Raw genomic sequence first — 26,719 nt, forward strand, 5'->3', positions numbered from 1 at the left:
AAAGCTGCTCGTCGATTGCCTTATCCTGCCGCAAGTCAGGATCAGGCAATCGACGAGCAGTAATGGCCTAACGTGCCGCGCGGGTGGGGCCCTAACCTTGGCAGCCTGGCTTTTCCGTCCGCCTGCTTCAAGGAGATTGTGCAATGACCCCAACACAACCGGTCACCCATCTTGCTTTCATCCGTGCCAGCAGCGGGCGCTCGGCGGAGCTGGGCGCGCGCCTGCGTGACCTGCTCGAGCCTTCGCTGCGTGCGCCGGGCTGCCTGAGTTTCACCGTGCAGCGGTCTCAGGCTGATACCGACCTGTGGCTGCTCAGTGGAAGCTGGCGGGACCAGCAGGCGATGAGTGGTTACTTTGCTTCACCGACGCTGCAGGTATTTGGTGAGCTGGTGCAGGCGCAGGTGGTGAGCAGCCTGGATTTGCATACCTTCGATTGAGGTTTTTGATTTGAGATTGCAGGGGGCGCTTTGCGCCCCTTTCCGACCGGTCCGGCGCCCCGGCAAGGCCGCCCCTACAGGGATCGCGCTGGCTGGGGGATAGGGTAAGATGCCGCCCTTGATCAATCAGGCGGATAGTGACATGGCACGTAGGGAGTTCCCGCAGTTCGAAGCGGTTTCGGCGATGGTGCCGGTAGAGGGTGGTGGCTACAACGCGGCTATCGCGGTCAAGGCCCTGGGCATGGGTGGCGCACCGCGTTTTCACAAGGTCCTCGACGGGCAGGTGTTCAAGGGCGCCGTGGCCGCCGACGAAGCGGCCACGGCTGAGCTGGAACGCCTGCAGGGCGTCAGCGACGACGGTGAGCTGATCTGGTGATCAGGCCTGCGGCCGGGCCATCTTGAACAGGTTGCCCAGCTCGAAATAGTCTGCCGGGCCGCCGCCACGCAGGATCGGTTCGGCGGCAGCGGTATCGTAGATGCCGTTTTTCAACAGGTGCTCGGCAATGTGCACCGCCACCACTTCCCCGAGGATCAGCCAGCTGGGCACCAACTCCTGGTCGGCCCGCTTGAGCTGGACGATCTGGCTGACCTTGCACTCGAAGGCTACCGGGGTTTCGCCCACACGCGGCACGCTGACGATGCTCGACGGCGTGGCAGTGAGGCCGCTCAATTCGAATTCGCTTACCTCGGCAGCAACTGGCGCGCAGCTCTGGTTCATTTGCTCGGCCAGGGGCCGGGTGGCCAGGTTCCAGACGAATTCGCCGGTCTGCTCGATGTTGTTCAGGCTGTCTTTGCGCCCGACGCTGCAGAAACCGATGATCGGCGGGATGTAGTTGAAGGCGTTGAAGAAGCTGTAGGGCGCCAGGTTCAGGCGGCCTTCGCGGTCCTGCGAGGAAATCCAGCCGATAGGGCGGGGGCCGACAATGGCGTTGAACGGGTCGTGGGGCAGGCCGTGGCCTTTGGCGGGTTCGTAGTAGTACATCTGTGCTGGGCTTGCTGGCCCTACCTCCTGGTGGACAAGGTGCCTAGTGTGCCAAGCCTGTGCGCGCCTGAAAATGATCAAGCCCGGCAGAAGCCGGGCTGGGTGCTCGCCTCAGGTATCAGCTGATGCGGTGGGCATTGGTATGGTCGAAGCCATCTTCAGCAAAGCGTTGGCCACCGGTGCGGTCGAAGCCGTCTTCGGCGAAGCGTTGGCCGCCGGTACGGTCGAAGCCGTCTTCGGTGAAGCGTTGGCCGCCAGTGCGGTCGAAGCCGTCTTCGGCGAAGCGTTGGCCGCCGGTGCGGTCGAAGCCGTCTTCGGTGAAGCGTTGGCCGCCGGTGCGGTCGAAGCCATCTTCAGCGTAGCTGGCGGATTGGCTCTGGGCCGCAGCGAAGGTGTGGGCGCTGGTGCGGTCAAAGCCATCTTCGGCGAAGGCGCCAGCTGCGAAAACCGAGAGGGCCAGGGTGAGGATCAGTTTATTTTTCATGGTCGTTGCTCCAGGGGTTGTTGAGGTTGTTTGTTTCTATGGGTTTAATCCTACGCCGATTAATTTGATTAAAAAGCGCAAAGAATTGCGCTTAAAAATCGAATTATTCGATATGTATGGCTGCGCATTACGTGAATCGGGCGGTGGCCTGGCTTATCGGCTTGCGCCCATGCGCCGATGTTTTGCCAGCCATTGCAGCTTGATGGCGTGGAATTAATGGGGCGTTAAGAATGAAATAACTGATGCCGGCGGCCGATGAACGTATTTTTCATATATCACCAACCGATTTTTCAGGCGCTGCTTAGCACCATCGCCGCACCTCAAACTGGAGCGGCACAACGATGAACAAACTCCCGCAAATCACCTTGGCCTTCTGGGTCATGAAGATCTGCGCCACCACCCTTGGCGAAACGGCAGGTGACTTGCTCTCGATGACCCTCAACATCGGCTATGCACTCAGCTCGTTGCTGTTGATCAGCGTGTTCTTGCTGACTTTGCTCGGCCAGCTGTATTCGCGCCGCTACCACCCGATGCTGTACTGGCTGGTGATCCTCTCCACCAGCACCGCCGGCACCACCATGTCCGACTTCATGGACCGCACCCTGGGCCTGGGTTATGCCGCAGGTTCGGCCATTCTCATTGGTATCCTGCTGCTGACCTTCCTGGTGTGGCGCCTGAGCGGCAACCCGCTGGATGTCACCCGTATCAAGAACCGCACGGGCGAGCTGTTCTACTGGGTGGCGATCCTGTTTTCCAACACCCTCGGCACCGCGCTGGGCGATTACCTGGCCGATGACTCGGGGTTGGGCTTCGCCGGCGGCGCGCTGTTTATTGGCAGTGCCATTGCACTGGTGGTGTTGGCCCGCTACTGGACACGCATCCCCGGCGTAGTGCTGTTCTGGGTAGCGTTCGTGCTCACCCGTCCGTTTGGCGCGACGTTGGGCGACTTCCTCACCAAGCCTCATGAAAAGGGTGGCCTGGACTTTGGTACGGTCGGCTCTTCGGCGGTGCTGGGCGGGGTACTGCTGGTACTGGTGCTGATGGCCAGCTGGTATCAGCGCCGTGAGCCGCGTCAGGCGTTGGAAATGTCCTGAGCCTGCTTTCAGGCGCAGATGAGCCGATTAATTGCGCTATTCGGCTCACGTTGTGAGCCGAATAGCGTTTCTAATCGGCTCATCAGGGGCTTTGGAGGTATGGCTTGATGCTTGCGGTGTTGCTGAAATCGAGCGCCGCCCGTGCGGCGCATCGCGAGCAAGCTCGCTCCTACATTTGTTTCGGGCCAGTCAGGCCTGTGATGGAGGCGCGCGACGGCCTTATTTGTCCGACTCGATATCCAGCCATGCGTCAATGTGGTCGCGCCCGTTTGTCACAAAAATAATTGGCCCGAAACAAATGTAGGAGCGAGCTTGCTCGCGATGCGTCGCACGGGCGGCGCTCGATCTCGTAAGCGCTGAAAAACTCAAGCACTGCACTTGGATGGCCTAATGCATTCACAAGCATGAAAAAAGGGCGCCCCGAAACCGGTGCGCCCTTCTTCATGACAACGACCTCAAAATCACTCGGTAGTAATCCGCGAGTGCTGCTTGGTGTCCTTCATGGTCGCGTAAACCAGCAGCGAGCAGGCGATGCAGGCGGTGACGTACCAGTAGAAGCCGCTTTCCATGCCGGCGCTCTTGAACCACAGGGCTACGTACTCGGCGGTGCCGCCGAAGATCGACACGGTCAGCGCGTACGGCAGGCCCACGCCCAGGGCACGGATTTCGGTGGGGAACAGTTCGGCTTTGACCACAGCGTTGATCGAGGTATAGCCGCTGACGATGATCAGCGCCGCCATGATCAGGAAGAACGCGCCCCACCAGGTCTGGATGGTGTGCAGGGTGCTGAGGATCGGTACGGTGAACAGGGTGCCGAGTACACCGAAGGCGATCAGGATCGGGCGCCGGCCGATCTTGTCGGACAGGCCACCGATCACCGGCTGCAGGCACATGAACAGGAACAGCGTGGCGGCCGAGATGGTGGTCGAGTCGCTGATGCTCATGCCCACGGTGTTGACCAGGTACTTCTGCATGTAGGTGGTGTAGGTGTAGAAGGCCAGGGTACCGCCCATGGTCAGGCCGACCACGGTCATCAGCTCCTTGGGGTGGCGCAGCAGGGTGCGCATCAGGCTTTCCTTGGCCTTTTCCTTCTTGGTGAACGAGGCGGTTTCTTCCATGCCGCGACGCAGGTACAGGGCCACCACGGCGCACAGCGCACCGATCACGAACGGTACACGCCAGCCCCAGGCATACAGCTGCTCGGTGGTCAGGGTCTGTTGCAGGACGATCAGTACCGCCAGGGCGATGAGCTGGCCGGAGATCAGGGTCACGTACTGGAAGCTGGAGAAGAAGCCACGGCGGTCCTTGCTGGCCATTTCACTCAGGTAGGTGGCCGAGGTGCCGTACTCACCGCCCACCGACAGGCCTTGCAGCAGGCGTGCGATGACCAGCAGGATCGGCGCAGCGACGCCGATGGTTTCATAGCCCGGTGTCAGGGCGATGACCAGCGAGCCGGCGCACATCAGCAGCACCGAGGCCATCAGTGCAGCCTTGCGGCCTTTGCGGTCGGCGTACAGGCCCATCAGCCAGCCACCGATAGGGCGCATGAGGAAGCCCACGGCAAAAATTGCGGCAGTATTGAGCAGTTGTGCGGTGGAGTCACCGGCCGGGAAGAAGGCCTTGGCGAAGTACAGCGAGAATGCGGCGTAGACGTACCAGTCGTACCATTCGACCATGTTGCCGATGGACCCGCTGAAGATCGACTTCAGGCGGCTGGCGGTGGTTTTTTCTGCGGCAGGCGCGGTGGCCGCCCCGGCGGGCAGGGAGGTGGCATTATCCATCAGGGATACCTTCTCGTTGTTTTTGTGGAGCGCGCCGTGGCGCAGCTTGCACAGGTGATTGCAGAAGGTGTGCCAAATGGGTGCAGGGTGATTCATTTGGGGGCATTGTAGCCCTAGGAACCGCGTAATAGCGGGCCTTGCGCAGTCCCCTGTGGGAGCGGCCTTGTGTCGCGATGGGCTGCAACGCAGCCCCAACATCTATCAGGAGTAAGCGGTTTTTTGCCTATTAAACTAGAGGCATGAGCGGATTTCCGCTCACTCCCGCCCGACAAAATCCTCACGCAGCAACCCATGCCGCTGCATCTTTTCGTTCAGCGTGCGCCGTGGCAGCTGCAATGCCTCCATCACCGCCTTGATCTCGCCCCCATGCTGGCGCAACGCCGCACGCAGGCACTGTGCTTCAAACGCTTCCATCTGTTCGCCCAGTGACTGCCCGGCAGGCGCCACCTCGATGTTCGGCGAACCCAGGCCCAGCGCATGGCGTTCCGCCGCGTTGGCTAGCTCGCGCACGTTGCCCGGCCAATCATGCGACAGCAGCTGTGCCAGTTGCGCACCCGACAGCGGCGGGGCAGCACGGCCAAGCTTTTCGCCAGTGGCGCGGGCAAAGTGTTCGAACAGCAGCGGAATGTCTTCACGCCGCTCACGCAACGGCGCCAGGCGCAATTCGGCCACGTTCAGGCGGTAGGCAAGGTCTTCGCGGAAGCGCCCGGCGCGCGCTTCTTCAAGCAGGTCTGGCTTGGTCGCGGCAATGATGCGCAGGTCGACGCTGATGCTCTGGTTGGCCCCCAGGCGCTCCAGTTTCTGCTCCTGGATCACCCGCAGCAGCTTGGCTTGCTGGGCCAGCGGCATACTCTCGATTTCGTCGAGGAACACCGTGCCACCGTTGGCGTATTCCAGCTTGCCGATGCGCTTGCCTTGGGCACCGGTGAAAGCGCCGCTTTCATGGCCAAACAGCTCGGCCTCGAACAGCGATTCGGGAATGGCCGCGCAGTTGAGGGCGACAAAGGGCTTACCGGCACGTGGACCAAAATCGTGCAGGCAGCGGGCCACCCGCTCCTTGCCACTGCCGGTTTCGCCACGGATCAGTACATTGACCGGCAGGCTGGCCAGGTCCAGTACCTGCCGACGCAGCTGTTGCAGGCCCTGGGACATGCCCAGCAGCGTGCCTTCCAGGCGTGACTTGAGGTCGGCCTGCTCGTGCAAACGGCGGTTCTCCAGCACCAGCTGGCGCTTTTCCAGGGCCCGGCGCAGGCTGCCCAGCAAGTGTTGCGGGGTGAATGGCTTTTCCAGGAAGTCATAGGCCCCGTTGCGCATGGCTTCAACCGCCATGGGTACATCGCCGTGGCCAGTCAGCAGGATTACCGGCAAATCAGGGTCATCTGCCTGCAGGCGTTCGAGCAATTGCAGGCCATCCATGCCCGGCATGCGCACATCGCTGATGATCACCCCGGGAAAGTGCCGCGGCAGGTGCGCCAGGCATTCTTCGGCGCGGGCGAACAGCTGTACGCTGAAGCCTGACAGGCTCAGCCATTGCTCGACCGCAGTGCGGATACTGGCTTCATCATCGACGACGATCACTGAATTCAACATACAGGCTCCAGGTCGCGGGGCAGGGTAAGGCTCAGGCGTGCGCCGCCCGGCAGGTTTTCGGCCTGTAGCTGGCCGCCGGCCTCGTGGACGATGCCGTAGGAAATGGCCAGGCCCAGCCCGAGGCCTTCGCCCACCGGCTTGGTGGTGAAGAACGGGTCGAAGACCTTGGCCAGGTCGGCCTCGGCAATACCGCCGCCCGAATCAAGCACGCTCAGGCGCCACAGCTCACCGTCGGGCTCGATACGGATCTCCAGGCGTTTGTAGCGCTTGTCGGCCATGGCGTCGAGGGCATTGCGCAGCAGGTTGATCAGCACCTGCTCCAGGCGGATGGCATCACCACGCACCCAGGCCGGGCGTGCCAGGTACAGGGCAACTTCCACCTCTTCGCCGCGAATGCGCGCGTCCAGCAGGTGCAAGGCCTGGTCGACCACGGTGGCCAGGTCGAGGCGTTCGCGCAGGCCGACCGGGCTATTGCGGGCAAAGGTTTTCAGGTGGCTGGTGAGCGCGGCCATGCGGGTGAGCATCTGTTCCAGCGGTTCCAGCGCCTGGCGCGCTTCGTCATGACGGCCATGGTCCAGCAGCAGGCGCAGGGTTTCCAGCTGCATGCGCTGGGTGGTCAGCGGCTGGTTGATTTCGTGGGCCATGGCCGCCGACATCTGCCCCAGCGCGGCCAGCTTGGCCGATTGCACCAGGCCCTCCTGGGCGGTGCGCAACTCGCGGGTGCGCTCCTCGACCTGGCGCTTGAGCTCTTGCCGGCTGCGCTGGCGCAAGCGGGCCAGGCGCAGGCGCTGGCTGACGAACAGTGCGGCGAACACCAGGCTCAGCCATACGGCGGCGGCGCCGAGGGCAGCATTGCGGCCGTCAGCAGCTACCTGTGGTTTGCGCAGCAGGTGCAAGGTCCAGTTCTCACCTTCCAGCGGCAGGCTTTCCCACAAGTACTCGGCGCTGCCGTCTGGGCCTTGCACGCGGCTAAGGGTGCTGTTGGCGGCAAAGCGGGTCAGCACCTGATGCTGCAGCGGCACCAACGGTTGCTTATCGTACTGGCGGGTTTCGGCCAGCTCGGCACGGTCGGCGCCACTGAGCGGCTGCAGCTCGCGGTAGCGCCAGCCGTCCTGGTTGGCGATGAAGGTGATGCCGCGGGTGTCGCTGACCAGCAGGATGTCACTGCCCTGGCGCCACTCGCGCTCCAGCTCGGGGAACTCCAGCTTCACCACCATGGCGCCGAGGAAGCGGCCGTGCTCGTCGTTTACCGCGCTGGCGAGGAAGTAGCCTGGCACGCCACTGGTCACACCCACGGCGTAGAAGCGGCCACTGCCTTGGCTGCGGGTTTGCTTGAAGTACGGCCGAAAGCCGTAGTTGGAGCCCACATAGCTGCTGGGTAGCCGCCAGTTGCTGGCGGCAATGGCCAGGCCAGTGCGGTCGAGCAGTTCAAGGGTGGAGGAGTTGGCGGCGCCGTTGATGCGTTCAAGCTTGTGATTCAAGGCATCCTGTACCTGTTCAGTGACGGGGCCGCGCAGGGCGGCGATCAGTTCCGGGTCCAGCGCGAGCACGGCGGGCAGGGCGCGGTAGCGGTCGATCAGCGTGTGCAAGGCATTGGCGTACAGGCCCAATTGCTGGTTGGCACGTTGGGCGTCATCTTCCATGGCCTGGCGCTTGGCCTGGTGCATGGCCCAGCCAGCGCTGAGGGCAGTGCCCAGCACGATCAGCAGGGTGATCAGCCCCAGACGCAGGGCGCGAAAGGTAAAGGGCATGGGGCAGATCCGGTGATGGGATATCGGGGGCGGCCTCTTCGCGGGCAAGCCCGCTCCTACAGGTATTGCACAGGCCTGTGGGAGCGGGTTTACCCGCGAAGAGGCCGATACAGCCGGCTAATCAGTTACAGCAGTTCAAAGCTCTGCTGCTGTACCACCTGGGAATCCAGCCCGACCTGGACATTGAACTCACCTGGCTCGGCAACCCGCTGCAACTGGCCATTGTAGAACTTCAGGTCTTCCTCGCTGATGCGGAAGGTCAACGTACGCGACTCCCCAGGCTTGAGCATCAGCTTCTGGAAGTTCTTCAGTTCCTTGACCGGGCGGCTCATGGACGCAGAAACATCCTGCAGGTACAGCTGCACCACGGTTTCACCGTCACGCTTGCCGGTGTTCGTCACTCTCACCTTGGCCTGCAGGGTGTCGCCACGCTTGAGGTTGTCGTCGGACAAGGTCAAGTCCGACAGCTCGAAGCTGCTGTAGCTCAAGCCATAGCCGAATGGGTAGAGCGGGCCGTTGGGCTCTTCGAAGTACTGCGAGGTGTAGTTGCCCGGCTTGCCCGGCGTGAACGGCCGGCCAATACGGGTGTGGTTGTAGTGCATCGGGATCTGCCCGACCGAACGCGGGAAGGTAATGGCCAGCTTGCCGGACGGGTTGTAATCGCCGAACAGCACGTCGGCAATGGCGTTGCCGCCTTCGGTACCGGCGAACCAGGTTTCGAGGATGGCGTCGGCCTGCTCGCGCTCCCAGCCGATCGACAGCGGCCGGCCGTTCATCAGTACCAGCACCAGCGGCTTGCCGGTGGCTTTCAAGGCTTTGATCAGCTCACGCTGGCTGGCCGGGATCTCCAGGGTGGTACGGCTCGACGATTCGTGGGACATGCCACGGGATTCGCCGACTACCGCCACCACCACGTCAGACTGCTTTGCCGCCTTGACCGCTTCATCGATCAGCACTGCAGGCGGGCGCGGGTCATCGACGATTTCCGGGGCATCGAAGTTCAGGAAATTCAGGTAGTCGAAGATCGCCTTGTCGCCGGTAACGTTGGAACCTTTGGCGTAGACCAGCTTGGCCTTGCCTTCCACGGCGCGGCGCAGGCCTTCGCGCACGGTTACCGAATGCATCGGTTTGCCGTCGGCGGCCCAGCTGCCCATCATGTCGATCGGGGCGTCGGCCAGCGGGCCGACCAGGGCAATGGTGCCGGCCTTTTTCAGCGGCAGGGTCTGGTTGCGGTTTTCCAGAAGCACCAGGCTGCGGCGTGCCACGTCACGCGCAGCTTCGCGGTGCAGGCGGTCGTCGCCGTAGTAGTCCTGCAGGTCGGTTTCGGCCTTGCCGATGCGCACGTACGGGTCCTTGAACAGGCCCATGTCGTACTTGGCGCCAAGCACTTCGCGCACCGCCTGGTCCAGTTCGCCTTGGGTCACTTCGCCAGACTTCAGCAGGCCTGGCAGCTCTTCGCCATACAGGGTGTCGTTCATGCTCATGTCGATGCCGGCCTTGATCGCCAGCTTGGCGGCTTCGCGGCCGTCGCGGGCGACACCGTGGCGGATCAGCTCCTGAATGGCGCCGTGGTCGCTGATGGTCACGCCCTTGAAGCCCCACTCCTTGCGCAGCAGGTCGTTCATCAGCCAGGTGTTGGAGGTGGCCGGCACGCCATTGATCGAGTTCAGCGCCACCATCACCCCGCCAGCACCGGCGTCGAGCGCGGCGCGGTAGGGTGGCAGGTAGTCGTTGTACATTTTCGGCAGGCTCATATCGACCGTGTTGTAGTCGCGCCCGCCTTCCACTGCGCCATACAGGGCAAAGTGCTTGACGATGGCCATGATGCTGTCGGGGTTGGCCGGGCTGCTGCCCTGGAACGAGCGGACCATCACCTGGCCGATCCGCGAGGTCAGGTAGGTGTCTTCACCGAAGCCTTCACTGGTGCGGCCCCAGCGTGGGTCGCGGGCGATGTCGACCATCGGTGCGAAGGTCATGTCCAGGGCGTCGGCCGCCGCTTCGATAGCGGCGGTGCGGCCGACCTTGGCGACGGCGTCCATGTCCCAGGTGGCGGCCATGCCCAGGCCGATCGGGAAGATGGTGCGTTCGCCGTGGACGGTGTCATAGGCGAAGAACATCGGGATCTTCAGGCGGCTGCGCATGGCCGCGTCCTGCATTGGCCGGTTCTCCGGGGCGGTGCGCGAGTTGAAGGTGCCACCGATGCGGCCTGCGGCGATTTCCTCGCGGATCTTGTCGCGGGGCATTTCCGGGCCGATGCTGATCAGGCGCAACTGGCCGATTTTCTCGGCTTCGGTCATCTGGCTGATCAGATGGTCGATGAACGCCTGCTTGTCTTGCAGGGGCGGGGCGGAGGGGGCGGCAAGGGCCGCCTGACTGGCAAGGCCCATGGCCAGGCCCAGCAAAGACAGTTTCATCTTGAATTCCGTTATGGGGCTTTTGCCGTATCTACGGTGATACGCGCGCGGCCGAAGTTTTCAGGCGGCTATTGTTGTACGATTTGCAGGCAACTCTTCCAGCGGCGGATTATGCCTGAATATGTCGGCTGCGCACGAAGCCCCGAATGCCGGGACAACAACTATAAGAACGCTCAAGAGACCGACGGCATGACCCCCTTTGACGAATACCACCAGCGGCAGATTGCCGAAGCGATTGCCCGTGCCGAACGGCGCACCGATGCCGAGCTGGTGACGGTGCTGGCCCGCCGTGCCGACGATTACGCCTATTGGCCGTTGTTCTGGGCCACCGTGCTGGCGCTTGCCGTGCCGGGCCTGTTGCACTGGCTGTTGGGCTGGCCTGGTGTGCGTGGCCTGCTGGTGGCCAATGTGCTGCTGTTCATTGGCCTGTGCTGGCTGCTGCGCAAGCCACGCCTGGCCGGCTGGTTGATCCCACGGGCCCTGCGCCGCTGGCGTGCCTCGCGCCTGGCCCGGCAGCAGTTTCGCGAGCAGAACCTGCAGCGCACTGCAGGCGCCACCGGCGTGCTGATTTTTGTCAGCGAGGCGGAGCGGCATGTGGAGATCCTGGTTGACCGCGGCATCGAGCACTACCTGGATGCCACGGCCCGCGCGGCCATTGGCGCGCGCTTTGCCGAACAGGTGCGCCAGGGCCGGACTTTGCAGGGCTTTGTCGAGTGCATCGATGCCTGCGGCGAGCTGCTGAGCGAGCATGTGCCGCCGACGCACTCCCGCAATGAACTGCCCAACCGCCTGGTGATCCTCGACTGAGGGAGAATGCAGCCGCGTACTTCTGTTAAAGGGGGCAGTTTGGAGCCGCAAAGCGGCCCCAAATGGCTAGGGTATGCCCGTTCGCACAGCACACGGTAGAATATGCGTTCCGCTACCCAAGGCACCTTTTTCCATGTCCGCCAGTAATTCCGCTTCCGCCGCGCCGGATGCGCGCGCCCAGTTTCTCGACCTGCTGAGCGCCGCCCTGCACGGCAATACCCTGGTCAAGCTGGTGCTGGCGCGCCATGTTGGTGCCGACCAGACCCTGCAACGGATCATTGCCAAGCCGCTGTTGGTCAAGGGGCAGCCGTGCCTGTCGCTGGTCTACCGCCACCAGACCCGTGACATCACCCGCAACCTGGCACTGGACCAGGCCCAGGCGCTGGCCGCCGAACTGCTGCCGGACAGCTTCCGCAACGCCCACCTGTTCGACGCCGACGGCGAAGTGCAGCTGACCTTCAGCAAGAAGGGCAAGCCCATGATCCAGCGCCACGGTACGCAAGCACCGCGCGAGGTTGCCACGAGCAGCGGCCATGACCGCGAGAAAAAACGCTACCTGGAGCTGTCGCGGCCGTTCCTGCGCGACCTCGGTGTAACTGACGCACAAGGTGCGCTGATTCCGGCCATGTCGCGCAAGTGGAAGCAGATCAACAAATTCATCGAGGTCTTCGACCACGCCCTGGCCAGCGCCCCGGTGGCGGCAGAACAGGCACTGCGGGTGGCTGATTTCGGTTCGGGCAAGGGCTACCTGACCTTTGCCATGCACGACTACCTGCGTAACAGCCTTGGCCGCGAAGCCCAGGTGACCGGCGTGGAGTTGCGCCAGGACATGGTCGACCTGTGCAACGCCGCCGCCTCGCGCCTGGAGCACCCAGGCCTTGAGTTCCAGTGTGGTGACGTGCGCAGCGTGGTGCCTGCGGCCATCGAAGTGATGATTGCCCTGCATGCGTGCGACATCGCCACCGACTATGCCATCCATACCGGCATCCGCTGCAATGCCGCGATCATCATGTGTTCGCCGTGCTGCCACAAACAGATCCGCCCGCAACTGCACAGCCCAGGGTTGCTGCAACCCATGCTGCAGTACGGCCTGCACCTGGGCCAGCAGGCCGAAATGCTCACCGACAGCCTGCGCGCGCTGTACCTGGAAGCCTGCGGTTATGAGACCAAGGTGTTCGAGTTCATCTCGCTGGAGCACACCAACAAGAACAAGATGATTCTTGCGGTAAAGCGGCGGCAGGCCGCGGATAACGGTGCGTTGCTGGAGAAGATTGCCCAGCTCAAGGCGTTCTATGGGGTGCAGGAGCATTGCCTGGAAACGTTGCTGCGGGCCGATGGGTTGCTCTGAACGCTGTAACCATCGAACCTGCGGACGCCTGTTCTTGTGGGAGCGGCCTTGTGTCGCGAAAGGGCTGCGTAGCAGCCCCAGCAATATTGGTGGTAACGCAGAAATCCTGGGGCTGCTATGCAGCCCTTTCGCGACACAAGGCCGCTCCTACAGGAGATGGCGTCAGCGTCGGACAGTTGGTACTTCGATCGATAATTCCGCCTGCCCCAACGGATGGGTACTGGCGTCGAAGAAATGCAGCGCTGTCCCCGGCATATCCCCGAATCGATCGACAAAATGCTGCTTCTGGTTGATCACCGACGCCTCACTCAACGGCCGGATGGCAATCGACAGCTGCTTCGGCCGCGCCAGCCGAATTGCTTCGAGCACGTGCTGGTCACTGCTGTCCAGATGCTGCCCGAACAGGCATAGCCCCTGGCTTTCCCGCGCCAGTTGCCCCAGGCACCAGCTCAGGTAGTCCGAATTGCGGATGGCACGCAGTTTCTCGTCGCTGCGGTCTTCGTTGACGAACAGCGGCACTTCACCCGGGATGTTCACGGCAAAACCATCCAGCAGCTCGGCGCTGTCGGCGCTGCGTTGGCGGGTGGTGCCGTCGGGCAACTTCAGCAGGTGCAGGCCGCCATGCAGGTGCATGATTCGGGTGCCTTCGCTGCTGGTGCGGCGCACGTCGAAGAAGCCTTGCTCGTCAAACAGTTCGGCGAAGCCGTGCGGGGCATGCTGCACGGCCCATGGCAGCAGCAGGTCGTAGTTGCTGGTGTAGACGCTGCGATAGCCGCTCAGGGCCTGGTTGAGGGTTGCCAGGCTGGCAGCCGGCATCAGCGGCCACGGCAGGTGCACGGTGCGCACGGCGTGGATCAACGCTTCCTTGATCGAGTAGTAGCGGTTCAGCGGCGCGGTGGAATTGATGGCCAGTGCGGCATTGGTGCGCACGGTAGTGTTGAGGGCGCTGAGCACCGGCTCGAACAGTTCCGTGCCCAAGGACTTGAACAGTGCCTGGTCGCTGATGGCCAAGCCTTTCTTGCGCCCGGCACGCTGCGCTTCCTCGAACAGCGAGAAGTAGCCGAACGGCTTCCACAATACACGGCTGGCGCCGTTGCCCAGCAGCAGCGCAGCGCAGGGGTGGCGGGCGGCGAGTTCTGGCCAGGGGGTGAGGGTGGCGTCGAGTGCGGGCATGCTGGGTCCGTTGGGCGGTGCGGGGAACGGGGGCGACTTTAGCATGTCATGCAAGGTGTGCGAGGGTTGGCGTCCAGGCAGAGGCGTTGTGTTGCCTATGCTGGCCCTTTCGCGGTAACCCGCACACAGGATATGCATCAGGCTTGAAGCCTGTGCCGGACCTGTGGGAGCGGGTTTACCCGCAAAAGGGCCAGCAAAGGCGCAGCAAGGCTCGCAGGACGAAAGAGGCCTTCTTCATGCGCAATCGGGTAGTCACTAGGTTGGCGTTGGCCACTTTTTTCACGCTATCCGCAGCCTGGGCCAGCGTCAGCAAAACCCTGGCCACCGCCCACGGCATCCCGCAGTGATCGCCCACCGCGGCACCTTGTTCGATGCACCGGAAAGGTCGGGATACTCAACACTTGCAGGCCTTCGTCAGTGGGCAAGGGCTTTCAGTACATGATCAGGATCATTACGTATTGCACGCAGCAATGCTTTGGCCGGCCCGGTAGGTTCGCGTCGCCCTTGCTCCCAGTTTCTCAAGGTTGCAACCTGAACATCAATGATCTCGGCAAAGCGTGCTTGCGTAAGCCCTGTTGCCTTGCGGATGTTGCGCACCTGAAGTGCATCGATTTCGAACTCTCGGGAAGGCGCGCGCTTGCGCTGAACGATATCGTCCATCTGCTGGACGCTTTCCATCAGCTCGTCAAAAAAGCGGTTCATGCACGCCTCCAGTGTTCGATGATCGACCTCAGTGCCTTGCGTTGTTCGCTGGACAGGTCGGGCTGCTCGTTTTTTCCGAAGATGTAGAGCATGGCTATCTGTGATCTGGATATGAAGTGGTAGTAGATAACCCTGGCACCACCGCGTTTTCCGTGCCCGTTCGCAGCCACACGCAATTTGCGCAGGCCGCCCGTTCCCTCGATCAAGTCTCCTGCCTCGGGTGAAACCATGAGCCTGACTTGCAGTAGGCGATAGGTATCGTCATCGAGGAGCTCTCTGACTCGCTTGGTGAACAAGGCTGTTTCGGTGAAAAGCATAACAGGTTGTACGCCATTGGCGTAGCTGCCGGTTGTCCAGCGCTACAGAGAAAGGAGTGCCCGACTGAACTTCAGAGCGGGATAGCGAGGCTAGCGAATCTGGTCATCGCTAGCCGATCACCCCTTTCCGAGTATCACGTAGTCCTTTTCCTTGCAGAAGCCTGACTGCTAGCCATAGCGCACCGCTCAGCCCTGTTCGGCCACCTGCACACTGCGGTTGCGGTTACGCCAAACGCGATAGGCGCGAATCCCCGCGCGTACCGAGCCGAACAGCAGTTTGTCCTCCATCTCGCGCGCCATGCCCGAGCGCACCAGCATGCGCAGGAAGGTGCCGCGGGCGCGGGCGATGGCGAAGAAGATGCCCTGTGCCGCCAGGGTGTCGCGCACCTCGCGCAGGGCAGCGATGCCGCTGACGTCGATGCTGGTTACCGCCTCAGCATCGAACAGCACGGCCTTGGGCTGGTCTTGGCTTTGCACCGCTTCTAGCAGGCGCATCTTGAAGTAGTCGGCGTTGAAGAACAGGATCGCGTCGTCGAAACGGTACACCACCAGGCCAGGCACGGTACGGGCGTTCTTGAACTTGCGGATGTCGACCTGGCCTTCGGTGCCCGGCAGCCAGCCCAGCACGGCGTCGGTGGGCTGGTAGATGCTGTACAGCAGGCGCAGGATCGCCAGGGTCACGGCAAACACGATGCCAGGCAGCACGCCCAGGCCTAGCACGCCCACCGTGGTCAGCAGGCACAGCCAGAACTCGAAGCGGCTCAGGCGGCGGATGTGCCGCAGCGACTTGATGTCGATCAGCCCCCAGCCGGCCATCAGCAGCACGGCGCCCAGCGCAGCCTGCGGGATCCACGCCATCGGCGCGGTGAAAAACAGCAGGATCAGGGCAATTACCAGCGCGGCGATGATGCCCACCAGTTGGCTTTTACCACCGACCATGTCGTTGACCGCAGTACGCGAGTCGGCGCCGCTGATGGCAAAGCCTTGGGAAGCCCCGGCCGCCAGGTTGCTTACGCCCAGGGCGACGAATTCGTGGTTGGCGTTGATCGCGTAGCCATGCCGGGCGGCAAAGCTGCGCGCGGTGAGCATGGCGCTGCAGAAGCTGACGGTGGCAATACCCAGGGCGTCGCGCAGCAGGCTCTTCATTTCCGCCAGGTTGCTGTGTGGCCAGGCCAGCTGCGGGATGCCGGCGGGCACCGGGCCGAGGACGGCGACGCCAAAGCGGTCAAGGCCGAACAGGCCAACCAGCAGCATGAACAGTGCCACCACCATCAAGGCTGCAGGCAGGCGCGGGTAGCGCCGTGGCAGCCAGATCAGCATGCCCAGGGCGGCCATGCCGATGAGCAGCGTCACCCAGTGGATTTCGCCCAGGCGCTGGAGGAAGTTGACCAGGCTGAGGATGAAGCCATCGCCCTCGATCTTGAACCCCACCACTTTGGATAGCTGCCCGGCGATCAGGCTCAGGCCGATGCCGTTGAGGTAGCCGATCAGGATTGGCCGCGAGAAGAAGCTGGCGATGAACCCGGCCCGCGCCAGGCCTGCGGCGATCAGCATCACCCCGACCAGCACGGTGACAATCACCGACAGCTCGGCAATGCGGTGCGGGTCGCCCATGGCCAAGGGTGCCACGGCGCCGGCGATCATCGCGCAGGTGGCGGCGTCGGGGCCGACCATCAGCTGGCGCGAGCTGCCGATCAGGGCGTAGACCATCATCGGCAGCACGCAGGCGTACAGGCCATACTGCGGTGGCAGGCCGACGATCTGCGCATAGGCGATGGCAATGGGGATCTGGATCGCCGCCACTGACAGACCTGCCTGCAGGTCGGCGTGGAACCACTCGCGGCGGTAGTGCAGCAGGTTGGCAAGGCCCGGTAACCAGCGGGAGAGAAACATGCGTCGTCCTTTCGAAATGTTTCAAGGATCCATTGAGCATATCCGCCCCAAGCCGTTTCACTTGCACGCGAATACGCCCGCTACGCATTGAAGCGGATCGGCAGGCAAATGGCCATGGGGTAGGTCAATCAGGGGCGACAGAAACGAAAAAAGGAGCCAAGGCTCCTTTTGACTGCGATGACGTTGCTGGAACGCCATGCGGAAACGCGATGTGGAGCGGGTAGAGGGAATCGAACCCTCAACTAAAGCTTGGGAAGCTTTCGTTTTGCCACTAAACTATACCCGCGTCTGCGATGCACTTTTTACCAGAACCCTCCACGAATTAGAAGCCCAAGTTATAAAAATGCTTGTCGGCACCCCATAGCCTGCGGGTAACGGCTACAGGGCGCCGAGCTGCTCAGATGGCCAATGCATGCTGCCCCTGTTGTACCGGCTGGTAGCGTTGACGGGCTTCACGCACGGTTGGCTTCAGGAACCCCAACATGACACTGCGGGTATCCTCGCAGGCGGTCTTGTTCTCCATATCCAGGAAGTGGCCCGCATCGCGGATCACGCTGAACTGGCTTCTGCCCACATGCTTGCCGAACTGCCGCGCATCTTCGACCGTGGTGTACTCATCGCGGTCGCCGTTGATGAACAGTACCGGGATGTCGATGTTGCGCGCGCCGTTCAGCGCCCGTTCCAGGTCATGCTGCAGTACTTCGTTGATGTGGAAGTGCATCTGCGCGTACTCGTGGCTGTCCAGGCTGCTGACATGCCGGTAGTTGAAGCGCTTGAACAGCGACGGCAGGTGCTTGCCGATGGTGTCGTTGACCAGGTTGCCGACCTGATAGCGATCGCAGGCGGCCAGGTACTGGCAGCCACGGTCCAGGTAGTCGCGCATCGGTTCGTTGATCACCGGCGAGAACGAGCTCACCACTGCCTTCTTCACGCACCGCGGCTGGTGCGCCAGCGCCAGCAGCGTGCTTGCACCACCCCACGAGAAAGACATCACGTGGTCTGCCTGGAAGTGCTCGATCAGCTCAAGGAGGATATGCGCCTCGGTCTCCTTGCTGATGAAGCGTTCCTGGCGGTTGTGCGGCTTGGACTTCCCAGCGTAGGGCTGGTCGAACAGTACTACGTTGAACTGCGGGTGCAGGTTACGTACCGTTTGGGCGAACGAGGCCGTGGTGGCCAGCGAGCCATTGATCAAGATGATCGTGTTCTCGGCCGCATCCGCGCGATAAAACTCCGTGTAAACCCGATACTGACCTTGGATATCAAGTACAGCGATTTCTGGCCTCATGTCATCGACTCCTGGCGCAAAAAGGGTATTCGCGTCACCTAGGGTGCACGTTCTTTATGACAGGTAGGCATTCGCCTGAAGAGTAACCGGGGGGCCCTGTGTCGATCCTTGGCACTTGCGTCGACGGTATTGTTTTTGGCGGGCAATTTGCCGTGCCCCAAGGCATCAAGGCCCTAGGTAGCCGGCAAAAAGGTGTCTTCGACTGCGGGCGTGACTTGGTAGTCACATGCAGACTGACGATTTGGATTCAAGCAGTGGGTCGGGGATCCCGCAAGTGCCGTTGGGGTAAAATTGTGACTTTTGTCGCTGAGCGGTCGTATGACGACCCCGTACTGTCTATTCCGGCCCTATCGCCGGCAACCTAGACAGTGGCTATTTCATCCGCCGTCAGCTCACGAAACGCCCCGGGCGCCAGCCCCGGGTCCAGCCGGATCGCGCCCATGCTCTCGCGATGCAGCCCCACCACCTTGTTGTCGAAGTGCCCGAACATCCGCTTGACCTGGTGATAACGCCCTTCGACGATCGCCAACCGCGCCTGACGCGGACCGAGGATGTCCAGCTGGGCAGGCTGGGTAGTGAGGCCTTCGAAGGCGAAGTAGAAGCCCTCATGGAACTTGGCCACATAGTGCTCGCCAATCACTTCCTCGGTCTCCACCAGGTAATGCTTGGGCAGTTTGGTGGCGGGCTGGGTCAAGCGCCGCGACCACTGGCCATCGTTGGTCAGGATCATCAGGCCGGTGGTGTTGAAGTCCAGGCGCCCGGCAATGTGCAGGTCATCACGCAACGCTGCGGGTAGCAGGTCGAGCACGGTACGGTGCTGCGGGTCCTGGGTGGCGCTGACGCAGCCAGCCGGCTTGTGCAGCATCAGGTAGCGGGCAGGGCGGCCGGCTTGCAGCAGCTGGTCGTCCAGCTCCACACGGCTGAATTCGCGCACCTCGGCCAGCGGGTCGCTGACCACCTGGCCATCCACCCGCACGCGGCGTTGCGCCAGCATCAGGCGGACTTGCTGGCGGTTGTGGCTGGGCAGGTTGGCAAGGAAGCGGTCGAGGCGCATGGAAAACGGTCAGTCGCAAGCGGGGGATTGGAGTTGTTGTTCCACGGCGGCGCAGCGTGGGCACAGGCAGGCTTTGTCGCGCAGCTCGGCGGGCAGGGCCTGGAGCACGGCCGGGTCGATGGCCACGCTGTAGCACCAGCAGGCCTGGGTGGCACGGCTTGGCTCGGCCAGGCTGCATTGGTTCGGGGCTCCGCAAGCGGGGCAGTGTTGGCTGTCATTCATGGCGGGTTTCACTGCAGACGCGGTTACGGCCGGCCTGCTTGGCACGATAGAGCGCACGGTCGGCGCGGGCCAGCAGGGCGTGCAGGGTATCCCCTGGTTGCAGGCTGCTCAGGCCGATGCTGGTGGTCAGGCGCAGTGGCTGGTCGTCATAGCTGAAAGTGAGCTGCTCAGTACGCCGGCGGACTTTCTCAGCCACCTCGATGGCTTGCCGGCCTTCGGCTTCACGTAGCAGCACGATGAATTCCTCACCGCCCCAGCGGCACAGTATATCTGACTGGCGCAGGCTGCCCTGCAGCACATTGGCAAATTGGCGCAGCACTTCGTCGCCTGCCAGGTGGCCGTGGGTGTCATTCAGCACCTTGAAGTGGTCCAGGTCGATCAGCAATGCCACTAGCGGGCCCTTGTCGCGCTGGGCTTCGTGCAAGGCCTGGGCGGCCAGCAGGTCGAAGCTGCGCCGGTTGGGCAGGCCGGTGAGGCTGTCGAGGCTGGCCAGGGCCTCGGTGCTGGCCTGGTGGCGGCGGACCATGGCATGCACCAGCGCCAGCACCACCAAGGTGATCATCGTGCAAATCGCCAGGTTCAGGTACAGGGAGTGGCGGATACGGTCGAGGGCACCGGTTTCGCGCTTGTCCACCAGCAGGTACCAGTCCAGCTCGGGCAGGTGGCGCACGTTGAGAAAGTGGCTGTGGTTGTTGCTGTCACGGTACTCGTGGCTGCCTTCGCCGGGCACCAGCTGCTCGGCCAGCACGTCATTCAGTTCGGGGGTGGCGCTGAGTGGCTGGCCGACCCGCAAACCATGCGGGCCGCCTTCGGAGCCTGTCAGCAGCACTTTGCCCGTGGCATCGGTAAACAGCACCGTGCGCTGGTAGCGGCGCTGGTACTGGTCGATCAGCTTGACCACTGACGACACGCTCAACCCAACCCCCGCTGCACCGATGAAGCGGTGCTGGTAATCATGCACCTGGTAATTGATGAATACGGTCAGGCTGTCCTGGTTGGCCATGTCCAGGTCGACGTTGATCTCATAGGGGGCCTTGAGGTCGCGCAGGCGGAAGTACCAGGCGTCACGCCAGGTGCCTGGTTCGACCTGCTTGAGCACGCCCTTGGCCTGGTAGTAGGTGAGGGTGCGGTCGGAGACGAAAAATGAGGTGAAGGTGTCCTGCTTGCCCATGACCTCGCCAAGGTAGCGTGTCATGCGCTCGGTATCCTGCTCGCCAGACAGCACCCAGTCGCGCAGGAAGGTGTCCTGGGCCATCATCGAGGCGATCAGTACGGGGCGGATCAGGTCTTTCTGGATTTCCGAGTAGACCGTGTCGGAGGTCAGCGGCAGTTCGGTATTGATGATGCCATCGCGGATGGCGCTGCGCGAGGCGAAGTAACTGAGCAATGAAGTGGCGAGAAAGCCGCAGGCCAGCAGCGTCAGCAGGGTGAAGATCAGCGAGCGCTGTGAAAACAGAGCGGAACGTATGGGCATGATCTTCCCGTGATGTGTGCCGAGCCGCACATTCTAGTGAGATGACCGGCAAAAGACTGCAAGTTTTTCAGGGTTATTGCACCTGTATCAAATTGTTACGGAAATGGCACTGCACCTCGGCGCAGCGGTCTTATTCAGTGCCGATGAACGCATTACGCATCGACGCTCGCCAGCGCCGCTGTTCGGGCACTCCAGCGGTCCAGGAGGCCGCCATGTCCTATCGAATCCTGTTGATCGCCCTGCTGGGGCTGATGACATCCGCCTGCGCGCCGTACTACGAGAGCGGGGGCTATTACCGTTCGGACTACTACTCCACCGACCGCTATGTGTCGCCGGGCTATTACCGCTACGACCGTTACTACGTGACGCCGCAACCGCGCTATTACTACCAGCCGGCACCACGCTACTACTACCACTCAGCGCCTGCGCCCTATTACCGGTCGCATCCGCAGCCGGGGACGAACCAGTGGCACGGTAACCCGCGCAATGATTATGGCAACCGCCAACGTAATGACTATGGGCGTGACCGGGACCGTCACGACTATCGTGATGGCAGCCAGCGTTACCAGCATGGTGACTGGCACTCCAATGGGCGGGGGAATGGTGACGGGCGCTGGAATGGCCGGCGCGGGCAGGGGCAAGGGGGCAACTGGCAGCGTTAGGTGAATGAAAGCGGGGGGCGCTTTGCGCCCCTTTCCGACCGGTCCGGCGCCCCGGCGCCCCGGCAAGGCCGCTCCTACAACGAGATCGCGGTCCCCAGTAGGAGCGGCCTTTGTGTCGCGATAGGGCTGCAAAGCAGCCCCAAACTCTCGAAGCTAACCCAGATCCGCCAACGGGTGCCGCCCCTCCCACACCTTGGCAAAATGCGCCTCCACCACCGCCGCCGGCACCTGCGCCACATCTGGCCAGTGCCAGCGCGGCTGGTTGTCTTTATCCAGCAAGCGGGCGCGCACGCCTTCGCTGAATTCCGGGTGGCGGCAGCAGTTCAGGCTCATGCTGTATTCCATCTGGAACACCTGCGCCAACGACAGGTGCCGTGCCCGGCTAATCTGCTCCCACACCAGGTGCGCCGTCAGTGGGCAACCCTCATGTAGCCGCTGGCCTGCTTCTGCCAGCAACGGGTCGTCATGGTGCTTGAGCCCTTCCAGTGCACGCCAGGCCGCCGCCGCATCGGCCACATCGAGCAACTGATCGATCGCCTGCCGCCGCGGCAGCCACTGGGCCTCGGGCAACTCGGCGCAGGCACGGTGCTGCTCGGCCTTGAGCAAGCTGTTCAGTTGCAGGGCGGTCTGCTCCTGCCAGTTCAGTTGCAGCAGTTCCTCGATCAACGCTTCTTGCTGGTACTCGCCCAGGAAACGGTCGGCCAAGCCCAGGTCGAGAGCGTCGCGGGCGTTGATTGGCGCGCCGGTCAGGCCAAGGAACAACCCCAGCTTGCCGGGCAGCCGAGCCAGGAACCAGCTGGCGCCTACGTCCGGGTACAGGCCAATGCTGATTTCCGGCATGGCCAGCCGGCTGCTGGGTGTGACGATGCGTACATTGGCGCCTTGCAGCAGCCCCATGCCACCACCCAGTACATGGCCGTGGCCCCAGCACAGCAGCGGCTTGGGGTAGGTGTGCAGGGCAAAGTCCAGGCGGTACTCGGCGGCAAAGAAGGTGGCCGCCAGAGGTGGCACGCTGCCGGGGTGGTCGCGGCAGGCTTGCACCAGTGCACGCACATCACCCCCTGCGCAAAAGGCCTTGGCACCGTTGCCGCGTAGCATCACGCAGACGATCCCTGGGTCGTGGGCCCAGGCGTGCAGTTGTTCACCCAGCACCTCGATCATCGGCAGGTTCAGGGCATTGAGCGCCTTGGGCGCATCCAGGGTGGCGATGCCGATGCGGGCGCCATCGGCGCCAGTGAGTACCTCGCAATGAATGGCCATGGACTACCTCGCGAAAGTCATCGCACAAGTATGGCCTGCCTGGCCGATCATGCCGGTCGTCGGTCGGATCGTTTGACAAGCGGGAAGGGCTTACCTAGTGTCGCGCCATTGTTTATGGAAGGCCCCATGACTGACGAAGATCGCATCAAGCTTGAACCCAGCTGGAAGGCCGCATTGCGCGGCGAATTCGACCAGCCCTACATGCATCAGCTGCGCGAGTTCCTGCGTGGCGAGTACGCTGCCGGCAAGGAGATCTACCCGCCAGGGCCGCTGATCTTCAATGCGCTCAACTCTACACCGCTGGACCAGGTGAAGGTAGTTATCCTCGGCCAGGACCCCTATCACGGGCCGGGCCAGGCGCATGGCCTGTGCTTCTCGGTGCAACCGGGCGTGGCCACGCCACCGTCGCTGGTGAATATCTACAAGGAGCTGCAGCGCGACCTGAACATCCCGATTGCCAGCCACGGCTACCTGCAGAGCTGGGCCGAGCAAGGGGTGCTGCTGCTCAACACCACCATGACCGTGGAGCGGGCCAATGCCGCGTCGCACGCCAAGAAGGGCTGGGAGTTCTTTACCGACCGGATTATCCAGGTGGTCAGCGAGCAGTGCCCGAACGTGGTGTTCCTGCTGTGGGGCGCGCATGCGCAGAGCAAGCAGAAGCTGATCGACGGGACCAAGCACCTGGTGCTGAAGTCGGTGCATCCGTCGCCGTTGTCGGCTTACCGTGGGTTCCTGGGCTGTGGGCATTTCAGCCGGACCAACAGCTTCCTTGAGCAGCGCGGGCTGGCGCCGATCAACTGGGCATTACCACCGCTGTGATGGCCTGAAAGACCGGGTTGGCTTCTTCGCGGGTGAACCCGCTCCTACAGGTACTGCACTGCCCTCAGGGTCAGCGCGATCGTTGTGGGAGCGGGTTTACCCGCGAAGAGGCCGGCGCAGTCACTCCGAATTGGCGTTCCACAACCGGAACAACGGCTCCGCCAGAAACAGCACAAACAGCAGCCGCATCACCTGCAGCGCCGTCACCAGTGGCACCGACAACTGCAAGGTTTCTGCTGTCAGGCTCATTTCGGCAATCCCCCCCGGCATCATCCCCAGCGTCAGCGAACGCAGGTCCAGCGCAGTCATCACGCTCAGTACCCACGCGGCACTGGCGGCAATCGCCATGCACAACGCCGTGGCCACCAGGGTCCGCCCGAGGAACGACGGCGCGCGGCGGAAGAACGCGCGGTTGAAGTGGCAAGCCAGGCCGCTGCCAATCAGCCACTGGCCGATCTGGCTGGCACCGTTGGGCAGGGCGATTTGCAGGTTGCCAGCCAGGCTCACCGTGGCGGCTACCAGCAGTGGCCCGAACAACCAGGGGTTGGGCTGGCGCAAGCGTTGCCAAAGTAAGGCTACCGCAACACCCAGCGGGGCAATCAGTGCCAGCCAGCCCCAGCTCACGCTGCCGGTGTGGTTCAGCGGCACCCCGTCACCCAGCAGAAACTTGAACAGCGCCGGTACGCACAGCACCACCGCCAGCACGCGCAGGCTCTGTGCCGCCGCCACCTGGCTAAGCACGGCGCCATTGCGTGCGCCGAGGTTGACCATCTCCCCCGAACCACCGGGCATGCTGGCGAAGAACGCGGTAGCGCGGTTCTCACCGGTACGCCGCAATAGCCAAACGCTGATCACGCTGGACAGGGTGGTGAACAGTGCGCCGAAGAAGATCAGGGCGAAATGGCTGGCCACCTGCTCGATCACCGCGGGGGTGAAGTGCAGGCCGATGCCGATGCCGATGATCCACTGCCCGCATTTGCGGCCATTGGGGATTTCCGACAACTGCCAGGGCGTCAGGCAGCGTACCAGGATGATCGCCAGTAACGAGCCGACCATCCACGGCAAAGGCCAGCCGACCTTGCTGGCGGCAAAACCGCCAGCAAGGCCGACCAGCCCGGTTGCGACAAACAGCGGCAACGAGCGATCAGGCATCGGCCATCGCCCGGCGCTGCAGGCTGCGTTTGCGCCAGCTGCGCAGCAGCGGCAGGGTCAGCATGCAAATGGTCAGCACCCACACCGACATGCTGATCGGGCTCGACCAGAGGATGCCCAGTTCACCGTTGGAGATCGACAGCGCGCGTCGCAGGTTCTGCTCCATCAGCCCACCGAGGATGAAGCCGAGCAGGATCGGCGACAGCGGGAAGTCGAGCTTGCGCAGGATGTAGCCCATGATGCCGATGCCGACCATCAGGAACAGGTCGAAGGTAGTGGCATGCACGGCGTACACGCCGATCGCGGTGATGATGGCGATTACCGGCACCAGCGCCCAGTTCGGCACGGCGAGGATGCGGGTGAAGATGCGGATCATCGGGATGTTGAGGATCACCAGCATGATGTTGGCGATGAACAGCGAGGCGATCAGGCCCCAGACGATGTCCGGCTGCTGTTCGAACAGCAATGGGCCGGGGGTGATGTTGTACAGGGTCAGTGCACCGATCATCACCGCAGTGGTGCCGGAGCCCGGCACGCCCAGGGTCAGCATGGGCACTAAGGCACCACAGCAGGAGGCACCAATGGCGGTTTCCGGTGCCGCCAGGCCACGGGCGTCGCCCTTGCCGAACTTGCCGCTGGTGCCGGCGATGCGTTTTTCGGTCATGTAGGCCACGGCACTGGCCAGTGTGGCACCGGCACCCGGCAGCACACCCATGATGAAGCCCAGCAGGCCGCAGCGGATGTTGACCACGAATACCGAGGCGGCTTCCTTGAAGTTGAACAGCATGCGCCCGGTGGCCTTGACGGCCTGGTGGCCATGGTGGGTCTTTTCCAGCAGCAGGAGGATCTCGCTGATCGAGAACAGGCCCAGCACCAGCACCACGAACTGGATGCCGTCGGCCAGGTGCACGCTGTCGCCGGTGAAGCGGTACACGCCGCTGTTGGCATCGATGCCGACCGCTGACAGGAACAGGCCGATCAGTGCGGCAATGAAGGTTTTCAGCGGTTTGTCACCGGCCATGCCACCAAGGGCGACGATGGCGAACACCATCAGTACGAAGTATTCCGCCGGGCCGAAGGCAATCGCCCATTTCGCCAGCAGCGGGGCGAACAGCACCATGCCGCAGGTGGCGATGAAGGCGCCGATGAACGAACTCCAGGCCGACAGCGACAGTGCCACGCCGGCCAGGCCCTGGCGGGCCATCGGGTAGCCGTCGAGGGTGGTCATTACGGTGGAGGCTTCGCCCGGAATGTTCAGCAGGATCGAACTGATGCGCCCGCCGTACTCGCAGCCCAGGTACACCGCTGCCAGCAGGATCAGCGCCGACTCCGGCGGCAGGCCAAGGGCGAAGGCGATGGGGATCAGCAGGGCCACGCCGTTGATCGGGCCCAGGCCCGGCAACAGGCCGACCACGGTGCCGATTAGGGTGCCGGAGAGGGCGGTGACCAGGTTGTAGGGGGACAGGGCGACGCCGAAGCCCTGGCCCAGATAGCTCAAGGTATCCATGTGTCAGTTCTCCAGTACGCTCAGCAGGCCAAGGGGCAGGGGCACATCCATCACGCGGTCGAACAGCCAGTAGAGGAGCACGCTCATGCCCACCACCACGAGGGCGCTGTGCAGCCAGCGGCCGCCGTACAGGCGGGCCATGGGCAGGCCGACGAGGATGGCGCTGAGGATGAAGCCCAGCGGCTCGAAGGTAGCGGCGAAGACGATCAGCAGGCCGACACAGGTGGCGATCTTGATCAGGGTCTCGCGGTCCAGTTCCGGCTCGTCGTCCTTGCGCACAATCGGCGTAGGGCGGATAGCCAGGTACAGCAGGCCCAGGCTCATCAGGGCGAGCATCAGCAGCGGGTAGGCGCGCGGCCCGACCGGTTCATAGGAAAACGCCGCCTGGTAGGGCCAGGCCATCACGGCCAGGGCGGCGCATACCGCCAGCAGGGCCTGGTCTATTTTGTGTTTCTGTATCATATGTTTGTCATTGTTGATCGCGTACCGTGTGGGTGGGGTTTTACCCGCG

The 26,719-nt window shown here is 63.0% G+C and carries 26 protein-coding genes and 1 tRNA gene; 8 read left to right on the forward strand and 19 right to left on the reverse strand.

Annotated elements, in window-relative coordinates:
* Window positions 1–143 precede the first annotated feature (143 nt).
* Window positions 144–437, forward strand: a complete 294-nt coding sequence (locus ABE456_RS15095; RefSeq protein WP_346644629.1) for an antibiotic biosynthesis monooxygenase family protein — start codon at window positions 144–146, stop codon at window positions 435–437.
* Between the two features lie 109 nt (window positions 438–546).
* Window positions 547–813 (forward strand): hypothetical protein, encoded by a 267-nt coding sequence (locus ABE456_RS15100; RefSeq protein ID WP_346644630.1) that lies wholly within the window; start codon window positions 547–549, stop codon window positions 811–813.
* Here the strand turns inward: ABE456_RS15100 and ABE456_RS15105 are convergent, their stop codons facing one another.
* Both ABE456_RS15105 and ABE456_RS15110 read right to left on the reverse strand, forming a co-directional pair.
* Entirely contained in the window at window positions 814–1,419 is a 606-nt protein-coding gene (locus tag ABE456_RS15105) for a flavin reductase family protein (RefSeq protein WP_346644631.1), read from the reverse strand. It lies immediately after the preceding gene.
* A 118-nt stretch (window positions 1,420–1,537) separates the two neighbouring features.
* Window positions 1,538–1,903, reverse strand: coding sequence for a heme utilization protein (locus ABE456_RS15110; RefSeq protein WP_346644632.1), 366 nt, complete (start codon window positions 1,901–1,903; stop codon window positions 1,538–1,540).
* On the opposite strand from ABE456_RS15110, the gene ABE456_RS15115 reads away from it, so the two are divergent.
* Complete coding sequence (locus ABE456_RS15115) at window positions 1,902–2,120, forward strand: hypothetical protein (protein WP_346644633.1); 219 nt, start codon at window positions 1,902–1,904, stop codon at window positions 2,118–2,120. The genes ABE456_RS15110 and ABE456_RS15115 overlap by 2 nt on opposite strands.
* A gap of 124 nt (window positions 2,121–2,244) precedes the next feature.
* Window positions 2,245–2,997, forward strand: coding sequence for a hypothetical protein (locus ABE456_RS15120; protein WP_346644634.1), 753 nt, complete (start codon window positions 2,245–2,247; stop codon window positions 2,995–2,997).
* A 461-nt stretch (window positions 2,998–3,458) separates the two neighbouring features.
* Here ABE456_RS15120 and ABE456_RS15125 read toward each other — a convergent pair whose 3' ends face one another.
* From ABE456_RS15125 to bglX, 4 genes are all read right to left on the reverse strand, one after another.
* Window positions 3,459–4,778: an MFS transporter gene (locus ABE456_RS15125; protein ID WP_326432039.1), complete on the reverse strand. Its 1,320-nt coding sequence runs from the start codon at window positions 4,776–4,778 to the stop codon at window positions 3,459–3,461.
* 255 nt (window positions 4,779–5,033) lie between these two features.
* Window positions 5,034–6,368: a sigma-54 dependent transcriptional regulator gene (locus ABE456_RS15130; protein WP_346644635.1), complete on the reverse strand. Its 1,335-nt coding sequence runs from the start codon at window positions 6,366–6,368 to the stop codon at window positions 5,034–5,036.
* Entirely contained in the window at window positions 6,362–8,119 is a 1,758-nt protein-coding gene (locus tag ABE456_RS15135; protein WP_346644636.1) for an ATP-binding protein, read from the reverse strand. Before ABE456_RS15135 ends, ABE456_RS15130 begins: the two co-directional genes overlap by 7 nt.
* Before the next feature lie 125 nt (window positions 8,120–8,244).
* Complete coding sequence (gene bglX, locus ABE456_RS15140; protein WP_346644637.1) at window positions 8,245–10,533, reverse strand: beta-glucosidase BglX; 2,289 nt, start codon at window positions 10,531–10,533, stop codon at window positions 8,245–8,247.
* Window positions 10,534–10,722: 189 nt separating this feature from the next.
* Between bglX and ABE456_RS15145 the strand changes: the two genes are divergently transcribed.
* Together ABE456_RS15145 and ABE456_RS15150 are read left to right on the forward strand one after the other, a co-directional pair.
* Window positions 10,723–11,340, forward strand: a complete 618-nt coding sequence (locus tag ABE456_RS15145; RefSeq protein ID WP_346644638.1) for a TPM domain-containing protein — start codon at window positions 10,723–10,725, stop codon at window positions 11,338–11,340.
* Window positions 11,341–11,473: 133 nt separating this feature from the next.
* Complete coding sequence (locus ABE456_RS15150; RefSeq protein ID WP_346644639.1) at window positions 11,474–12,688, forward strand: SAM-dependent methyltransferase; 1,215 nt, start codon at window positions 11,474–11,476, stop codon at window positions 12,686–12,688.
* 162 nt (window positions 12,689–12,850) lie between these two features.
* Here ABE456_RS15150 and ABE456_RS15155 read toward each other — a convergent pair whose 3' ends face one another.
* The 9 genes from ABE456_RS15155 to ABE456_RS15195 form a co-directional block, all read right to left on the reverse strand.
* Window positions 12,851–13,861, reverse strand: a complete 1,011-nt coding sequence (locus tag ABE456_RS15155) for a DUF4917 family protein (RefSeq protein WP_346644640.1) — start codon at window positions 13,859–13,861, stop codon at window positions 12,851–12,853.
* Between the two features lie 414 nt (window positions 13,862–14,275).
* Entirely contained in the window at window positions 14,276–14,563 is a 288-nt protein-coding gene (locus ABE456_RS15160) for a helix-turn-helix domain-containing protein (protein WP_346644641.1), read from the reverse strand.
* The gene (locus ABE456_RS15165; RefSeq protein WP_346644642.1) at window positions 14,560–14,880 is read right to left on the reverse strand and encodes a type II toxin-antitoxin system RelE/ParE family toxin; all 321 of its coding nucleotides are present in this window, start codon (window positions 14,878–14,880) and stop codon (window positions 14,560–14,562) included. The genes ABE456_RS15160 and ABE456_RS15165 overlap by 4 nt, the downstream gene beginning before the upstream one ends.
* Window positions 14,881–15,066: 186 nt before the next feature.
* Window positions 15,067–16,773 carry a SulP family inorganic anion transporter gene (locus ABE456_RS15170; protein WP_346644643.1) on the reverse strand — a complete coding sequence of 569 codons (1,707 nt, stop codon included), beginning with the start codon at window positions 16,771–16,773 and terminating at the stop codon, window positions 15,067–15,069.
* Between the two features lie 212 nt (window positions 16,774–16,985).
* A tRNA-Gly gene (locus ABE456_RS15175) sits at window positions 16,986–17,059 on the reverse strand.
* A gap of 111 nt (window positions 17,060–17,170) precedes the next feature.
* Window positions 17,171–18,058, reverse strand: coding sequence for a (R)-3-hydroxydecanoyl-ACP:CoA transacylase (phaG, locus tag ABE456_RS15180; RefSeq protein WP_346644644.1), 888 nt, complete (start codon window positions 18,056–18,058; stop codon window positions 17,171–17,173).
* A 361-nt stretch (window positions 18,059–18,419) separates the two neighbouring features.
* The gene (locus ABE456_RS15185) at window positions 18,420–19,112 is read right to left on the reverse strand and encodes a pseudouridine synthase (RefSeq protein ID WP_346644645.1); all 693 of its coding nucleotides are present in this window, start codon (window positions 19,110–19,112) and stop codon (window positions 18,420–18,422) included.
* Between the two features lie 9 nt (window positions 19,113–19,121).
* Entirely contained in the window at window positions 19,122–19,334 is a 213-nt protein-coding gene (locus ABE456_RS15190; protein ID WP_346644646.1) for a cysteine-rich CWC family protein, read from the reverse strand.
* Window positions 19,327–20,808, reverse strand: a complete 1,482-nt coding sequence (locus ABE456_RS15195; RefSeq protein ID WP_346644647.1) for a sensor domain-containing diguanylate cyclase — start codon at window positions 20,806–20,808, stop codon at window positions 19,327–19,329. Before ABE456_RS15195 ends, ABE456_RS15190 begins: the two co-directional genes overlap by 8 nt.
* Before the next feature lie 212 nt (window positions 20,809–21,020).
* Between ABE456_RS15195 and ABE456_RS15200 the strand changes: the two genes are divergently transcribed.
* A complete protein-coding gene (locus tag ABE456_RS15200; protein ID WP_346644648.1) occupies window positions 21,021–21,470 on the forward strand; it encodes a hypothetical protein in 450 nt (149 codons plus the stop codon).
* Window positions 21,471–21,623: 153 nt separating this feature from the next.
* On the opposite strand, the gene ABE456_RS15205 is transcribed toward ABE456_RS15200, so the two are convergent.
* A complete protein-coding gene (locus ABE456_RS15205) occupies window positions 21,624–22,730 on the reverse strand; it encodes an enoyl-CoA hydratase/isomerase family protein (protein ID WP_346644649.1) in 1,107 nt (368 codons plus the stop codon).
* Between the two features lie 126 nt (window positions 22,731–22,856).
* On the opposite strand from ABE456_RS15205, the gene ung reads away from it, so the two are divergent.
* Window positions 22,857–23,549, forward strand: a complete 693-nt coding sequence (ung, locus tag ABE456_RS15210) for a uracil-DNA glycosylase (protein ID WP_346644650.1) — start codon at window positions 22,857–22,859, stop codon at window positions 23,547–23,549.
* Window positions 23,550–23,669: 120 nt separating this feature from the next.
* On the opposite strand, the gene ABE456_RS15215 is transcribed toward ung, so the two are convergent.
* Genes ABE456_RS15215 through ABE456_RS15225 form a run of 3 tightly spaced genes read right to left on the reverse strand, consistent with a single transcriptional unit; the run spans window position 23,670 to window position 26,670 of the window.
* A complete protein-coding gene (locus ABE456_RS15215; protein ID WP_346644651.1) occupies window positions 23,670–24,701 on the reverse strand; it encodes an AbrB family transcriptional regulator in 1,032 nt (343 codons plus the stop codon).
* Window positions 24,694–26,208: a tripartite tricarboxylate transporter permease gene (locus ABE456_RS15220; RefSeq protein WP_346644652.1), complete on the reverse strand. Its 1,515-nt coding sequence runs from the start codon at window positions 26,206–26,208 to the stop codon at window positions 24,694–24,696. The genes ABE456_RS15215 and ABE456_RS15220 overlap by 8 nt, the downstream gene beginning before the upstream one ends.
* Before the next feature lie 3 nt (window positions 26,209–26,211).
* A complete protein-coding gene (locus tag ABE456_RS15225; protein ID WP_346644653.1) occupies window positions 26,212–26,670 on the reverse strand; it encodes a tripartite tricarboxylate transporter TctB family protein in 459 nt (152 codons plus the stop codon).
* Between the last annotated feature and the right edge of the window lie 49 nt (window positions 26,671–26,719).

This window comes from Pseudomonas sp. TWI929 (assembly GCF_039673335.1).
GTDB lineage: Bacteria > Pseudomonadota > Gammaproteobacteria > Pseudomonadales > Pseudomonadaceae > Aquipseudomonas.